Origin of the sequence: Curtobacterium sp. MCBD17_035 (assembly GCF_003234815.2) — a bacterium.
Taxonomy (GTDB): Bacteria; Actinomycetota; Actinomycetes; order Actinomycetales; family Microbacteriaceae; genus Curtobacterium.
Genome location: NZ_CP126279.1, coordinates 1,459,540 through 1,473,349 on the forward strand (window position 1 = coordinate 1,459,540; position 13,810 = coordinate 1,473,349).

13 protein-coding genes are annotated in these 13,810 nt (G+C 72.2%); 7 read left to right on the forward strand and 6 right to left on the reverse strand.

Annotation, left to right across the window (positions count from 1 at the left end):
• Positions 1-10: 10 nt before the first annotated feature.
• The 3 genes from DEI93_RS06900 to DEI93_RS06910 all read right to left on the reverse strand — a co-directional run bounded on the left by DEI93_RS06900 (position 11) and on the right by DEI93_RS06910 (position 4,115).
• Positions 11-2,116 carry a beta-galactosidase gene (locus tag DEI93_RS06900; RefSeq protein WP_111025972.1) on the reverse strand — a complete coding sequence of 702 codons (2,106 nt, stop codon included), beginning with the start codon at positions 2,114-2,116 and terminating at the stop codon, positions 11-13.
• 135 nt (positions 2,117-2,251) lie between these two features.
• Positions 2,252-3,247: a LacI family DNA-binding transcriptional regulator gene (locus DEI93_RS06905; protein ID WP_111008750.1), complete on the reverse strand. Its 996-nt coding sequence runs from the start codon at positions 3,245-3,247 to the stop codon at positions 2,252-2,254.
• A gap of 211 nt (positions 3,248-3,458) precedes the next feature.
• Complete coding sequence (locus DEI93_RS06910; RefSeq protein ID WP_111012535.1) at positions 3,459-4,115, reverse strand: FMN-dependent NADH-azoreductase; 657 nt, start codon at positions 4,113-4,115, stop codon at positions 3,459-3,461.
• Between the two features lie 199 nt (positions 4,116-4,314).
• Between DEI93_RS06910 and DEI93_RS06915 the strand changes: the two genes are divergently transcribed.
• Positions 4,315-4,746: a winged helix-turn-helix transcriptional regulator gene (locus tag DEI93_RS06915; protein ID WP_309146660.1), complete on the forward strand. Its 432-nt coding sequence runs from the start codon at positions 4,315-4,317 to the stop codon at positions 4,744-4,746.
• A gap of 114 nt (positions 4,747-4,860) precedes the next feature.
• Positions 4,861-5,316, forward strand: a complete 456-nt coding sequence (locus DEI93_RS06920) for an SRPBCC family protein (RefSeq protein ID WP_111012534.1) — start codon at positions 4,861-4,863, stop codon at positions 5,314-5,316.
• 87 nt (positions 5,317-5,403) lie between these two features.
• On the opposite strand, the gene DEI93_RS06925 is transcribed toward DEI93_RS06920, so the two are convergent.
• A complete protein-coding gene (locus tag DEI93_RS06925; protein WP_111008753.1) occupies positions 5,404-6,264 on the reverse strand; it encodes a helix-turn-helix transcriptional regulator in 861 nt (286 codons plus the stop codon).
• 102 nt (positions 6,265-6,366) lie between these two features.
• On the opposite strand from DEI93_RS06925, the gene hxlB reads away from it, so the two are divergent.
• Entirely contained in the window at positions 6,367-6,960 is a 594-nt protein-coding gene (gene hxlB / locus DEI93_RS06930) for a 6-phospho-3-hexuloisomerase (protein ID WP_111119194.1), read from the forward strand.
• Between the two features lie 56 nt (positions 6,961-7,016).
• A complete protein-coding gene (gene hxlA / locus DEI93_RS06935) occupies positions 7,017-7,640 on the forward strand; it encodes a 3-hexulose-6-phosphate synthase (protein WP_111008755.1) in 624 nt (207 codons plus the stop codon).
• Positions 7,641-7,780: 140 nt separating this feature from the next.
• On the opposite strand, the gene DEI93_RS06940 is transcribed toward hxlA, so the two are convergent.
• Positions 7,781-9,733 carry a potassium transporter Kup gene (locus DEI93_RS06940; protein WP_111008756.1) on the reverse strand — a complete coding sequence of 651 codons (1,953 nt, stop codon included), beginning with the start codon at positions 9,731-9,733 and terminating at the stop codon, positions 7,781-7,783.
• A gap of 250 nt (positions 9,734-9,983) precedes the next feature.
• On the opposite strand from DEI93_RS06940, the gene DEI93_RS06945 reads away from it, so the two are divergent.
• The 3 genes from DEI93_RS06945 to DEI93_RS06955 all read left to right on the forward strand — a co-directional run bounded on the left by DEI93_RS06945 (position 9,984) and on the right by DEI93_RS06955 (position 12,847).
• Positions 9,984-10,817, forward strand: coding sequence for an undecaprenyl-diphosphate phosphatase (locus tag DEI93_RS06945; RefSeq protein WP_111012533.1), 834 nt, complete (start codon positions 9,984-9,986; stop codon positions 10,815-10,817).
• 86 nt (positions 10,818-10,903) lie between these two features.
• Positions 10,904-11,863, forward strand: coding sequence for a helix-turn-helix domain-containing protein (locus DEI93_RS06950; RefSeq protein ID WP_111119127.1), 960 nt, complete (start codon positions 10,904-10,906; stop codon positions 11,861-11,863).
• A 21-nt stretch (positions 11,864-11,884) separates the two neighbouring features.
• Positions 11,885-12,847 carry a helix-turn-helix domain-containing protein gene (locus DEI93_RS06955; protein ID WP_111012531.1) on the forward strand — a complete coding sequence of 321 codons (963 nt, stop codon included), beginning with the start codon at positions 11,885-11,887 and terminating at the stop codon, positions 12,845-12,847.
• A 48-nt stretch (positions 12,848-12,895) separates the two neighbouring features.
• Here the strand turns inward: DEI93_RS06955 and DEI93_RS06960 are convergent, their stop codons facing one another.
• A complete protein-coding gene (locus DEI93_RS06960; RefSeq protein ID WP_220037843.1) occupies positions 12,896-13,762 on the reverse strand; it encodes an oxidoreductase in 867 nt (288 codons plus the stop codon).
• Positions 13,763-13,810 lie beyond the last annotated feature (48 nt).

Below are 13,810 nucleotides of genomic sequence, written 5' to 3' on the forward strand. Positions count from 1 at the left end.
GAGGGAGGGACTACTCGATCGAGGAGCCCCGGACCTCGAGCACGACTGCTGCGCGTCGGTCGAGGGGTACGGGGTCGCCGGCGGCGTACTCGGCGCCGGAGACGAGGTCGACGGCGGCCGCCGGCGCGACGACCTGCGTCGGCTCGGCGGACCAGTTCGACACGAAGGCGAGGCGCCGGTCGCCGGCGGTGCCGGTCGACACGGTGACGGGGTCCGGGGCGGACCACGCCTGCTTCGCCGTGGTGGGCACGAGCCAGCGGGCGATGCTCCGCCCGAGGGCGGGGTCCGGAACCGTGCCCAGGTAGGACACCCGGCCGCGACCGGTCGTGCGGGTGGTGAGCGCGGCCTCCAGACCGAACTCGGTCGGGGCGTACGACACGACCACCTCGGCGTCGTCGACCTGCAGGAAGTCGACCCACTCGGTGGCGGCGGCACCCGGCTCGAGCGTCAGGGCGTCGGACGCGGCCGTGACCGCGAGCGGCGCGCCGAGGTTGCTGTACTCGTCGTAGTGCACGCCCGCCGGCCCCGCGAGCACGTCGGGGGCGACCGCCAGCCGGGCCCGCGCGAGCTCGTCACCGTAGCCGGTGCGGATGCCGACGACCAGGTGCCCGCCGGCCTCGGCGTAGTCCCGCATGTGCTCGAGCACGGCCGTCTCGGCGACGTACACCGCGGGTGCGACGAGCACCGGGAACCGCGCGACGAGTTCCTCGACGGGGGTGTCGAGGAACCGGCGGACGTGCTGGACCCGCACCTGCGCGCCGGCCTCGAACAGTCCGCGGTAGTGGGCGTCGAAGATGCGGGAGTACGCGTGCTCGTCGGGGCTGCCGTCCGCCTTCGCGAGCGGCCCGTAGAACGAGAACGCCCACTTCGTGTCCGTGCTGTAGAGCAGCAGGACGTCGGCGTCGGGCACGTGCTCGTCGAGCGCGGACCCGATCGCCCCGAGCGCGGCACCGAGCTCGGAGACCTCGCGGTAGATGCGGCCGCCGACCTGGCTGTGCGGGATGACGCCGCCCCAGTAGGTCTCGACGCCGAAGTGCAGGGTGTGCCAGTGCCAGTACTCGATCATCCGGCCACCGCGGGCGAGCAGGGCGAACGCGGCCTGCTTGATCTGCCCGGGGTACGGCGGGTGGTTCTGCCACGACCCGCCGATGGACTGCGCGTTCGTCTCGGTGACCAGGTACTGCGTGTCCGCCGAGGACCAGGCGCGGTCGCCCCACTCGAACAGCGCCCACACGCCGGTGTGCCACCACTCGGCCTCGCGCTGGACCTCCGCGTGCCAGTCGAGGCCGTCCTGCATCTTGTAGTACGGGTTGCCCGCGACGACGTCGAGGGACGCGACGAGCTCGTCGTCGGACACCTGCGGGCGGGAGTACGAGATGCACGTCGTGACGAACTGGTCGTCGCGGGCGTACTCGCGCACCAGGTCGGCCTGCCAGGCGATGAGGTCCGTGGCGAGTGTCGACTGGAACCGGCGCCACTCGAGCTGGTATTGCGGCATCGCGTTGCCGTCGGGCCGCCAGAGGTCGGCCCAGTCGCTGAGTCGGTGTGACCAGTAGACGAGACCCCACTCGCGGTTGAGGTCCTCGACGGTGCCGTAGCGGTCCTCGAGCCAGCCGACGAACCGCTGGAAGGTGTGCTCGTTGTGGGGGAGCTGCATGCCCGGCTCGTTGTCGACCTGGTAGCCGATGACCGCGGGGTGGTCGGCGTACCGGGCGACGACCTTGCGGGCGATGCGCTCGGCGTAGAACCGGTAGGCGGGGTGGGACTGGTCCATCTCCTGCCGGGCGCCCCAGCCGTTGCGGTGGCCCGTCGACGGCTCGGCGGCGATCTCCGGGTGCAGGCGCTGGAGCCACGGTGGCACGGCGTACGTCGGCGTGCCGAGGACGACGCCGATGCCGCGCTCGTGGGCCCCGTCGAGGACCGGCTGCAGCCAGTCCAGGTCGAACACGCCCTCGCGGGGCTCCCAGGTCGACCACACGGACTCGCCGACGCGGATGACCGTGAAACCGGCGTCGCGCATGCGGTCGAGATCGGCGTCGAGGGTGCCAGCGGGCTGGTACTCGGCGTAGTAGGCGGCGCCGAAGAGCACGCCACTGAACCGGGGGGAAGTCGTCATCGTTGACCTTCGCTCTGCGGATGTTGTCGATAACATCCGTCGGTGGCGATGACAGTAACCGCATCCGGGCGGATCGCGCAAGCACCCGTTCCGCTCGCGTCGCCGCGCGTGGCCGGGAGGCGGTGCTCCGCTCCGTCAGATCCGGCGCGTCGACGCGCGGACCGCGGCCCGCACGGGGTTCGGCGGGGTCACGGGCGCGTCCGGCGCGGCCCCGGGCAGCCCCGCCAGGAGCTTCTCGATGAGGTACCGGCCCTCACCGGCGAAGTCGACCGTGACGGTGGTCAGTGCGGGGACGAGGTACCGTGCCTCGTCGAGGTCGTCGCCGCCCATGACGCTGAGGTCGGCGGGCACCACGACCCCGTCGGCGGCGGCCGCCGAGAGGAGCCCGATCGCCATGCTGTCGTTGCCCGTCGCGATCGCCGTGACGGACCGTTCCTCGGCGGTCAACCGTCGCCACGCCGCGTGCCCGGAGCCGGCGGACCAGTCGCCGGCGTGCTGCCAGACGAGTTCGCCGCCGCCCTGCCGGAAGCACCGGGCGAAGCCCTCCGACCGCTCGACCGCGGCGATCCAGTCGACCGGGCCGCTGAGGTAGCCGACGCGCCGGTGCCCGAGCTCGAGCAGGTGCTCGGCGGCGAGGCGGCCGGCTTCCTCGCTGACGGTCGGGCCACCCGGGAACGACTCGATGCGCGAGTCGATGACCACCGGGACGCTCGCGGCGTGGCTCTGGATGCGTTCGAGCATCAGCTCGGTCTGTGCCGTCGCCAGGATCCCCACCACCTGGTGCCCAGTCGCCACGGCCAGGGCCTCGTCGATCGCGTCGCGGTCGAGGTCCGCCGTGATCACCACGTCGAGCACGTACCCGCGCTCCTGCGCCGTCTGCGTCGCCCCGGCGAGCATGCGGGCCGGCCCCGTGTAGTCGATGTGGTGGGCGAGCACCGCGATCCGGTTCGAGCGGCGGGCGCGGAGCAACCGAGCGGCGGAGTTCGGCCGGTACTGCAGCTCGTCGAGCGCCGTCTTGACCTTCGTGCGCGTCTCCGGCCGGATGCCCTCGAAGCCCGACAGGTAGCGGCTCACGGTCTGGTGCGACACGCCCGCGAGCCGTGCGACGTCGTAGATCGTCGGGGCCTTCATCGGGGTGCCGTCTGCCGCATGGGGACAGGGTAATGGCCCGCGTCCGATCCCCGGCGCGCGTCCGAGCGGGCGGGTCACCCGGTCGAGACCGTCGACGACCGTTGCCGTCGAGCTCGCGGGACCCCTCAGTTGATCACGCGGCCAGCGTGACGGACGGGAGGCGGACCTCCCGTCCGTCACGTCGTCGCCGGTGACGGCGGGTGCTGGGGCGTCAGGCCGCCGCGGCCCGCCGCGTCGCCAGGGTGCGGCCGTGCTCCCGGGCGCGCTCCTCGGCGGCCGCGCGGAGCTGGTCGGCGAGCTCGGTGAACTGGTCGAGCGCGGGGTTGACGCCGACGAGCGTGAACTCGCGCGTGACGACCTCGAGGTCGAGCTGCCAGACGTCCTCCAGGATGCGGCGCATCCACGCCGTCGCGTGGTCCCAGCCCTCGCGTGGCGTGCCGGCGGCGTAGTTCCCGCCCTGCACGGTCACGAGCACAGCGGGTTTGCCGGCGGTGACCGGGGTCTGGCCGGGCGCCATCCGCGGGTCCGTGATGACGAGGTCCACGTAGGTCTTGAAGTGCTGCGAGACGCCGAAGTTGTACAGCGGGACGGCGAACAACAGGGCGTCCGCGTCGGCGAGCTCGTCGGTCAGGGTCGCGGCGAGTTCGACCGCGGTGCGCTGCTCGGGGGTGCGTGCGTCCTCCGGTGTCATGGACGCGGCGACGGCACTCGCCCAGCTGTCGGCAGGGATCGGGTCGACGCCCAGGTGACGGCGGACGACCTCGGCTGCCGGGTCACCGGCCGTCCACTCCTGCTCGACGATGTCGGCGAGGGCACGACTGGTGGATCCTTCGACTCGGATGCTGGCGTCGAGACGGAACAGGGACATGGGACTCCTCCTGGTCGGCAGCGGGGCACGTCGCCCTCGGTTACTGCACGTAACGGGTGTACCCTGCTGAGGTCGGTCACTGCAAACGACCCTCTGTTACCGCGGAGTGACCGACCCCGTCGCTTCGGCCCCCACGTGCCCGTGCAGCCCGCTGGGATGCAGGCGCCGAGGCCGCCCGACCACCAGCAGGAGGACCACCGTGACCGACACCCGGGACGCCGCACTCGAGCAGGACCGGATCATGCGGTCGCTGCCCACGATGAGCCGGCTCTGCACCGAGCACGACCCGGAGGTGTTCCGGTCCCTCCTCGCCCGGATCGGCGACAAGTGGACGCTCCTCGTCATCGGCGTGCTCGGCGAACGTCCGCACCGGTTCACGGAACTGGCCGACGTCATCCCGAGCATCTCACGGCGCATGCTCACGGTCACGCTCCGGGCGCTCGAGCGCGACGGTCTCGTCCAGCGCGAGGTGTTCGCCGAGGTGCCGCCACGCGTCGTGTACGACCTCACCGCGCTCGGCCGGTCGCTGCAGACGGTCGTGCTGACGCTCGGGGAATGGGTGCGCGAACACCAGGACGTCATCGTCGCGCAGCGCCGGACGTTCGACGAGCGCACCGCCGCCACCGACTGACACCGCGGCGGCAATCTCCGAGGTCACTGGGATGTTCGTCCCGGCCCGTGCCCCCGCCTCGGGGTCGGCCTACCGTCTGGCCTGCACAGCAACCGTGGAACGCAAGGAGCAGGCATGAGCCAGATCATCGAGACCATCGACGTCGACGTCCCCGTCTCCGTCGCCTACAACCAGTGGACCCAGTTCGAGGAGTTCCCGAAGTTCCTCGACGAGGTCGAGTCGATCACGCAGGCGACCCCGACCCTCACCGAGTGGAAGATCAAGGTCGGTCCGGTCGAGCGCACCTTCGAGGCGAACATCACGGAGCAGCACCCCGACGAGCGTGTCGCCTGGAACAGCACCGGCGGCGAGATGGACCACGCGGGCGTCGTGACGTTCCACAAGCTCTCGGACACGACCACGCGCGTCACCGTGCAGCTCGACTGGGAGCCCACCGGTCTCCTCGAGAAGGTCGGCGGCGCGGTCGGCGCCGGCAGCCACGCGGTCAAGAAGGACCTGAAGAACTTCAAGGAGTACATCGAGTCGAAGGGCGCCCCGGACGGCGCCTGGCGCGGCGACGTGCAGGCCTGACGATCCTCCCGCCCGACGCCCGGCCGCAGCAGCGGTCGGGCGTCGCGCGCGTCCGGGTGCCGCTCGCCAGGGAGCTCGTGGCCCGGGTCACCGCCCGAGTGCGGCCAGCTCAGCCCGATTCGCCGCGCCGGCCTTGCGGAGCAGGTTCGACACGTGGAACTTCACCGTGTTCTCACTGATGCCGAGCTCGCGCGCGATCGACCGGTTGCGAGCGCCGGATGCCACGAGTCGCAGGACCTCGCGCTCCCGTCGGCTCAGGGCCACGACCGCGTCGAGCGGCTCCGGCTCCGCGGGCGGGTCGAGGGGGAGCACCACGGACAGCTCCGAGCCCCAGCCCGCCGTCGAGGACACCGCGAAGCGACCGTCGAGTGCCGTCACCCGCTCTGCGATGGGGCGGAGTACGTCGTCGTGCTCCGTCAGCGTCCCGGCACCGTCGTCGCGGATGTCGACGAGCAGGTTCCGCCCGTCGCAGTCCCACTGGATCCGCACGCGGTGGGACTCGCCCGCGTCGACGAGCGCGAGCACGGCACTGCGGACGATGGCCCGCGCCGCGTGCGCGACCTCACCCGGGAGCGCCCGACCGGTCGCGGGCGGTTCGACGAACTGCACGGACAGGTCACCGAACCGCACCAGCGGCCGCAGGTCGGTCTGGAGGCGCGCGAAGGCCCCGACGACCGGCTCCAGCACGCGGTTCCGCTGATCGTCCGTCGCCGTGCGGATCGCCACCAGGGCGTTCGCGGCGATCTCGGTCGCGACGGTCCTGGCCGCGCGGTCGTCGAGCCGCTCGGAGCGGAGCACCGCCAGCAAGGACTCGAGCGTCACGCCGTGCTGGTCCACGAGCTCGGAGAGGTCGCGGCCGGCGCGGGTCGCGGCGGCGCGAGTGGCGACCACGAGCGTGTCGGCACCGGTCTCGGCGTCGGGGTCGGCGTCCTGGTCGGTGACGGGCATGGGCCGACCCTACCCGGACCTGCCGGACCCACTCGTTCGGGTAGGCGTACCCGTGCGCCGGGGGAGTGACCCATCCGGCCCCGGGCGAGGAGCATCGTGGTGATGACGGACACCACCACGCCGGCGCGCGCCCTCCGCGCCATCTCCGACGAACTCCGCGCCGCCGCGGACGCCGTCGTCACGACCGCCGACGCGGACGCCGCTGCCGGCACCGGGCTCGACGCCGTCGCGGCGCTCCTCGACGACGCCGACCGCGTGTTCGTCCACGGCGCGGGCCGGTCGGGGCTCGCCCTCCGCATGACGGCGATGCGACTCATGCACCTCGGTCGGACGGTCCACGTCGTGGGCGACGTCACGACGCCCGCGATCCGGTCCGGTGACGTCCTGCTCACCGCCAGTGGCTCGGGCACCACCACGGGCATCGTCCGCGCCGCCACCACCGCTCGCGAGGGCGGGGCCCGGGTCGCGGTGATCACCACGGTCGCGGCGTCCCCGCTCGCCGACCTCGCCGACGCCGTCGTCCTGGTGCCGGCTCCCGAGAAGCAGGCGCACGGCAACGGCGCCTCGATCCAGTACGCGGGCGGCCTCTTCGAGCAGGTCGTCGTGCTCGTCGGGGACGCCCTCTTCCACGCGGCGTGGCAGCGCTCCGGGATCCCCGCCGCGGATCTCTGGCCCCGGCACGCCAACCTCGAATGACCCTCCCGCCGACCACCCGCACCCACCCCACGGACCACCAGAGAAGAGGAACCACCATGCAGCTCCAGGTCGCCATGGACGTGCTGACCACCGAGGACGCGCTCGCGCTCGCCGGCAAGGTCGCCCCGCACGTCGACATCATCGAACTCGGGACGCCGCTCATCAAGAGCGCCGGGCTCGCGGCCATCACCGCGGTGAAGGAGGCGCATCCCGACAAGACGGTGTTCGCCGACCTCAAGACGATGGACGCCGGCGAACTCGAGGCGGACATCGCCTTCCAGGCCGGCGCCGACCTCGTCACCGTCCTCGGTGTCGCGGGTGACAGCACCATCACCGGCGCCGTCGCCGCCGCGACGAAGCACGGCAAGGGGGTCGTCGCCGACCTCATCGGCGTGCCCGACAAGGCCGCACGAGCCAAGGAGGTCGTCGCGCTCGGCGTGACGTTCGTCGAGATGCACGCCGGCCTCGACGAGCAGGCCGAGCCGGGCTTCACGTTCGACACCCTGCTCGACGACGGCAAGGCCGGAGGTGTGCCGTTCTCGGTCGCGGGCGGCGTCTCCACGGACACGATCGGTGCCGTGCAGGACGCGGGCGCCACCGTCGCGGTCGCCGGCGGGGCGATCTACTCGGCCGACGACCCTGCCGCGGCTGCTGCCGCCCTGCGCGCCGCCATCCACTGAGCGACGCGCGGACCGCGCTCGGAACGGACACGAGGACCCGCCGCCCCATCGGGCGGCGGGTCCTCGTGTCGGTTCCCCGGTCGGCAGGCCCGGCCAGCGCGCCGCGCGGGGGCCGTGAACCGCTGGACGGTCAGCCTCGATCAGACGTCGACGTCGCTGCCCATCGTCACGGTGCTGTTCGAGGGGAGGCCGAAGCGTGCGCTCGGGTTGGCGGCGTTCTGCGCGAGCGCCACGAACAGCTTCTTGCGCCAGCGCATCATGCCCCGGCCGTGGCCGGTCCGGAGTGCGCCGCGCGAGACGAAGTACGAGGCGCGTTCCACGGCGTCCGGGTCGAGCGAGAGCACGTCGGCGACGCACGCTCGACGGAGTGCGACCGGGAGGTTCGGCTCGTCGGAGAACCCGAACTTGATCGTCAGGTGCTCGATGCCGTCGTCGGAGTAGCCGAGGTCGTCGAACGTGTAGGCCTTCGACGCGGGCACGTGCGGGACGTTCGCGGTCTGCACCGAGACGATGAGCACGTGGTGGTGGAGCACGTGGTTGTGCTCGAAGTTCGCGCGGAGCGCCAACGGCGTCGTGTCCTTGTTCGGGTGCGGGAACACGGCGATCCCGTCGACCCGCGGGGGGTCCTCGGACCGGACGCGGTCGATGAAGTCGGCGAGTGAGCCCTCCTTCTGGTTCCGCTCGTCGGTCACGAGCTGCCGCCCGCGACGCCAGGTCGTCATGACGGTGATGACGGCGGCGGCGATGAGGAGCGGCACCCAACCGCCGTGGAGGACCTTCGACAGGTTCGCGGCGAGGAACGTCAGCTCGAGACCGCCGAAGACGACCGCGGCCAGGACGATCTGCCAGCGATGCCAGTTGAACAGCGGCCGGGCGACGATGAGCAGGAGCACCGAGTCGACGACGAGCGCGCCGGTCACCGACACCCCGTACGCCGTGGCCAGGCGCTCCGACGACCGGAACGCGAGCATCACGGCGATGACGCCGACGAACAGCAGCGCGTTCACGGCGGGCAGGTAGATCTGGCCGCCCTCGCGCTCGGAGGTCTGCCGGACGGTCAGCGGCGGGAGCAGACCGAGCTGCATCGCCTGACGCGAGAGTGAGAACGCACCGGAGATGACCGCCTGGCTCGCGATGACGGTCGCTGCGGTCGCGAGCACGACCACGGGGATCCGCGCCCAGTCCGGGAACAGCAGGAAGAACGGGTTCTGGCGTGCGGTCGGGTCGCGCAGGATGAGCGAGGCCTGGCCGAGGTAGTTCAGCGTCAGCGCCGGGAACACGACGAAGAACCACGCGCGGCGGATCGGCGGCGCCCCGAAGTGCCCCATGTCCGCGTAGAGCGCCTCGGCACCGGTGATGACGAGGACCACCGCACCCATCGCGACGAAGGTGATGGTCGGGTGGGCGAACACGAAGGCGAACGCGTACGTGGGGGACAGGCCGATGAGCACCGAGGGGTCACGCACGATCATGCCGACGCCCGCGACCGCGAGGACGAGGAACCAGAGGAGCATGATCGGCCCGAACAACGTGCCGACACGGCCGGTGCCGAAGCGCTGCACGGCGAACAGCCCGGCGAGGATCACCCCGGCGATCGGGACGACGAGGTGTGCGACGCCCGGGGCGGCGACCTCGAGTCCCTCGACCGCGGACAGCACGCTCACCGCCGGGGTGATGATGGAATCGCCGTAGAACAGGGCGACGCCGATGATCCCGATGAGGATGAAGACCCCCACCCGGCCGGAGCGCTTGGCGAACAGCCGACGAGCGAGCGCGGCGAGGGCCATGACGCCGCCTTCGCCGTTGTTGTCGGCACGCATGAGGATCGTCACGTACTTGATCGAGACGACGACCGTCACGCTCCAGAACATGACCGAGATGACGCCGTAGACGTCGTCCGGGGTGGGGCGGACCGCCCCGTTGTCGATCGTGAACACCGTGCGGAGTGCGTAGAGCGGGCTCGTGCCGATGTCGCCGAAGACGACGCCGAGTGCCGTCAGGGCCAACGCGGCGAGACCGCGTCCGCCGTGTCCGCCCGATGTCGTCTCGGTGCTCTCGGTGCTCTCGGGTGCGGACGTGCGGGTGTCTGTCACCGACCGTCGCTCCTGTTCCTGGGTCGTGGGGGATCCGTCGTGGCGACGGACCGCCGCTCATCCTCTCACCGGTCGGGGTGCGCGTCCGCCGCGTACGACGATCGCCCAGCCCGTGTCCGCTGACGGCGGACCGTCGAGCGGTCGTCCCGGGAACGGCGGACGCTCCCGGGGCCGGGAGGCATCGTCGGCTCCGACGCCGAGCCGAGCACGGTGGGCGGTTTCTGGGGAGATCCGTGATGGAGTGTCCGGCGTGAATCTGCTCCAGGCCCTCTTGCTCGGCATCGTCGAGGGCGTGACCGAGTTCCTGCCCGTCTCCAGTACCGGCCACCTGACGATCGTCGAGAAGCTGCTCGGCCTCCGGGTCGCCAGCCAGGGCGTGACCGCCTTCACCGCGGTGATCCAGGTCGGCGCCATCATCGCCGTGATCGTCTACTTCTGGCGGGACATCCTGCGCCTGGTCCGCGCGTGGTTCCGCGGCTTGGCGCACCGCGAGGACCGCGACCACGACTACCGGCTGGCCTGGTACGTCATCATCGCGACGATCCCCATCGGCCTCATCGGGTTCCTCGCGAAGGACCTCATCTCGGGCGGTCTCCGGAACCTCTGGGTCGTCGTCGCCGCGCTCGTGCTGTGGAGCATCGTCATGTGGGTCGCGGAGCGCGTCGGTCGTCAGGACCGCGGCGAGCAGCGCACCACCGTGACCGACGCGGTCGTGATCGGTCTCGTGCAGGTGCTCGCGCTCGTGCCGGGCGTGTCGCGGTCCGGGGCCACGATCAGCGCCGGTCTGTTCCGGGGTCTCGACCGCGTCACCGCCACCCGCCTGTCGTTCTTCCTGTCGATCCCCGCGCTCGTCGCTGCCGGCGGCTACGAGGCCGCGACCGAGGCGAGCGCGATCGGCGCCACGGTCGGCTGGGGCGCCACCCTCGTCGCGACCGCCGTCAGCTTCGTCGTCGCCCTCGCCGCGATCGCCTGGCTGCTCCGCCTCGTCGCGCGGCACAGCATCGCGGTGTTCATCTGGTACCGGGTGGCGCTCGCGATCGTCGTCGCGGTGCTGCTGGCGACCGGCGTCATCGCCGCGACCTGATCGCCGCCGGGACCACGGTCCTCCACGGGTTCCGGACGCGACGGCGACGGTGGCCTACCCTGGCGACAACGGCTGGGGGAGGCACCATGCAGGAGCCGCAGTCCGGATGGCGCCCGGCCCTCGACGTGGACGACCCGGAAGTGGCCACCGCCGCGATCCGCCGCTCCATGCCCGCGGCGAGCGTGGAGTCCGACCGGCCGGACTTCCGGTTCCACGCCGAGCAGTACCGGGACGAGCGGCTCGACCTCACGCGGTGGGGGTTCCGCGCGCGCGTCGACGGTGGCCGCAGCACCGAGACGAGCGGGGTGACGCTCGTGGTCCCCGGTGGCGGGGTCTACGAGTGGACCGCGGGTGACGAGCGGGGCGATCAGGACGCACCGTTCGTCATGCGTCACGGCGTCGGCTACCACGGTCGGTCCGAGGACATGCACCTGACGATCGTGCGGCTCGAGCAGACACGGTTCGACGACCTCGCTGCGGCGGTCCGTGGGGACGACCCGCGCCCCGTCCGGTTCGCCCAGTCGCTCCCACCCACCCGCGAGGGCGCCGAGCACCTCGCCCGGACCGTCGCGCTGCAGGCCGCGGTCCTCGAGGGCCGGGCGGCGGGGAGCAGCGCGCTGGTGGCGGCCTCGGTCTACCGCCTGCTCGTCGTCGGGCTGCTCGAGTCCGTGCCGACCGAGGGCGCGGACGACCGCGAGCGGACGTGCCGTCGCCGGATGCTCGCCACCGTCGACCGTGCCTGCCGGTACATCGACGACCACGCCGCACTCCCGATCACGGTGGCGGACATCGCCCGGCACGTCGGCACGAGCGAGGCCGGCCTCCGCCGTGCCTTCGGGTTCTGGCGCTCGCGAGCGCCCGAGGCCGAACTCGAGCGCGCGCGACTCGCCGGGGCGCACCGGGACCTCCTCGCCGCCGAGCCGGGTGACGACGGGCTCATCGACACGATCGCGGCGCGCTGGGGATACGCGTCACCGCGACGGTTCGCGACGCGGTACCGTGCCGTGTACACCGTCGGTCCCGAGGACACCCTCAGGGCCGAGTGAGCAGGACACCCTCCTTCCGCGATGCGCAACGTCTTCTTCAGCTCCGGGCGGTCCGTCCGTGTCGACACCGACTCGGCGGACCGTGCCCTCGTCGCGCTCCGGGACGCCTTCGACGTCGAGCGCGTCGAGGTCGCCGACGGGCCGTTCCGGTTCCGGCAGGAGGTCACCGGGCAGGGGCGGTTCGCGGTCGCCCGGGTCCGCGTGCAGGGTCGGCTGGTCATGGAGTCCCAGCCGCTGCCGTTCTGGTCCGTCATCGCGCTCGACGCCGGACGGGTCGAGGTGAGCACCGCCGCCGGCACCCTCGTCCGGTCCGACGCCACGCCGCTCCTGTTCCCGCGCGACGGACGCAAGCGCGTGGTCTGGGAGGACGCCGAGTTCCGCCAGATCGTGCTCCGCGAGGAGGACGCGCGCCGGGAGTTCGACACGATGGGGTTGCCGCCCGGTGCCCTGCGCGTGCACGACGCACCGGACGGCGAGGTCGCCCGACTGCACTGGCAGGCCGTCGCCGACCACGTGCGGCAGGTCACCGCGAGCGGGATGCTCGTCGACAGCCCGATCGTGCGCGCGGCCACGTTCCACGTCCTGGTCGCCGCGTTCGTCGAGGCCTTCGTCGACCGGCAGGCCACTCCCGTGCCGGTCGACCCGGGAGCGGGTTCGCCCATCGGCGTGCGCCGGGCCCTGCAGTTCATCCAGGCCCACGCCGCCGAAGAGCTGTCCGTCGACGAGATCGCGGCCTCAGCCGGGATGAGTCCCCGGGGTCTGCAGGCGGCGTTCCTCCGGCAGCTCGGCCACAGCCCGATGACCGCGCTCCGTCGTGAGCGACTCCGGCGAGCCCACGAGGCACTCCTGCTCGCGCGGGACGGCTCCGGCACGACGGTCGCCGCGGTGGCCGCGCACTGGCGGTTCAGCAACCCCGGCCGGTTCGCCACGCAGTACCTCCGCGAGTACGGGCGGTCGCCCCGCGAGACCCTGCGCGCCGACTGACGACGGCGTGCCCCGGGCGCCCGGGAGACCCGCCGCCGGCCCGTTCGGTCAGCCCGCGATCGCGTCGAGTTCGCGGACGGCGTCCTCCGGCAGGTCGAGCGCCGCGCCCGCCACGTTCTCGCGCAGGTGGGCGACCGAGGACGTACCGGGGATGAGCAGCACGTTCGGTGACCGCTGCAGTAGCCAGGCGAGCGACACGGCCATCGGGGTCGCGTCGAGGCGGTCAGCGACCGAGGCGAGCACGTCGGACTGCAGGGGCGTGAACCCGCCGAGCGGGAAGTAGGGGACGTAGGCCACACGGTGCTCCGCGAGCAGGTCCACGAAGGCGTCGTCCTGTCGATTCGCGATGTTGTAGAAGTTCTGCACCGTGACGACCGGGGCGATCGCTCGGGCCTCGTCGTACTGCTCGCGGCTCACCGTGCTCAGCCCGAGGTGGCGGATGAGCCCCTGCTGCTGCAGGTCGGCCAACGCGGCGAAGCGCTCCCCGATCGATCCCGGCTCGGGGGAGTCGAACCCCCCGACGCGCAGGTTGACGACGTCGAGGGTGTCGACGCCGAGCCGCTCGAGGTTGTCGTGGACCTGGGTGCGGAGCTGGTCCGGTTCGTTCGCGTGAATCCAGGCACCGTCGTCGCCACGGACGGAGCCGACCTTCGTGACGATGGTCAGCTGCTCCGGGTAGGGATGCAGGGCCTCCCGGATCAGCTCGTTGGTCACGAACGGTCCGTAGAAGTCCGCGGTGTCGATGTGCGTGACGCCGAGCTCGACGACGGTGCGGAGCACCGCGATCGCCTCGTCGTGGTCGCGGGCCGGGCCGAACACGTTCGGACCGGCGAGCTGCATCGCGCCGTACCCGGAGCGGGTGAGTTCGAGGTCGTCGGCCAGGCGGTAGGTGCCGCCGGGGAGTGTGGTGGTCATCATGGGTCCTCTCCGGACGAGGACGTGCCGGCCGGGGCTGGCGCGGTC

Bases quoted from the DNA above. Each gene is read 5' to 3' on its own strand.
- DEI93_RS06960 (WP_220037843.1), bottom strand. From the start codon at position 13,762: ATGACCACCACACTCCCCGGCGGCACCTACCGCCTGGCCGACGACCTC.
- hxlA (WP_111008755.1), top strand. From the start codon at position 7,017: ATGCAGCTCCAGGTCGCCATGGACGTGCTGACCACCGAGGACGCGCTC.
- DEI93_RS06905 (WP_111008750.1), bottom strand. From the start codon at position 3,247: ATGAAGGCCCCGACGATCTACGACGTCGCACGGCTCGCGGGCGTGTCG.
- DEI93_RS06925 (WP_111008753.1), bottom strand. From the start codon at position 6,264: ATGCCCGTCACCGACCAGGACGCCGACCCCGACGCCGAGACCGGTGCC.
- DEI93_RS06900 (WP_111025972.1), bottom strand. From the start codon at position 2,116: ATGACGACTTCCCCCCGGTTCAGTGGCGTGCTCTTCGGCGCCGCCTAC.
- DEI93_RS06910 (WP_111012535.1), bottom strand. From the start codon at position 4,115: ATGTCCCTGTTCCGTCTCGACGCCAGCATCCGAGTCGAAGGATCCACC.
- hxlB (WP_111119194.1), top strand. From the start codon at position 6,367: ATGACGGACACCACCACGCCGGCGCGCGCCCTCCGCGCCATCTCCGAC.
- DEI93_RS06950 (WP_111119127.1), top strand. From the start codon at position 10,904: ATGCAGGAGCCGCAGTCCGGATGGCGCCCGGCCCTCGACGTGGACGAC.
- DEI93_RS06920 (WP_111012534.1), top strand. From the start codon at position 4,861: ATGAGCCAGATCATCGAGACCATCGACGTCGACGTCCCCGTCTCCGTC.
- DEI93_RS06955 (WP_111012531.1), top strand. From the start codon at position 11,885: ATGCGCAACGTCTTCTTCAGCTCCGGGCGGTCCGTCCGTGTCGACACC.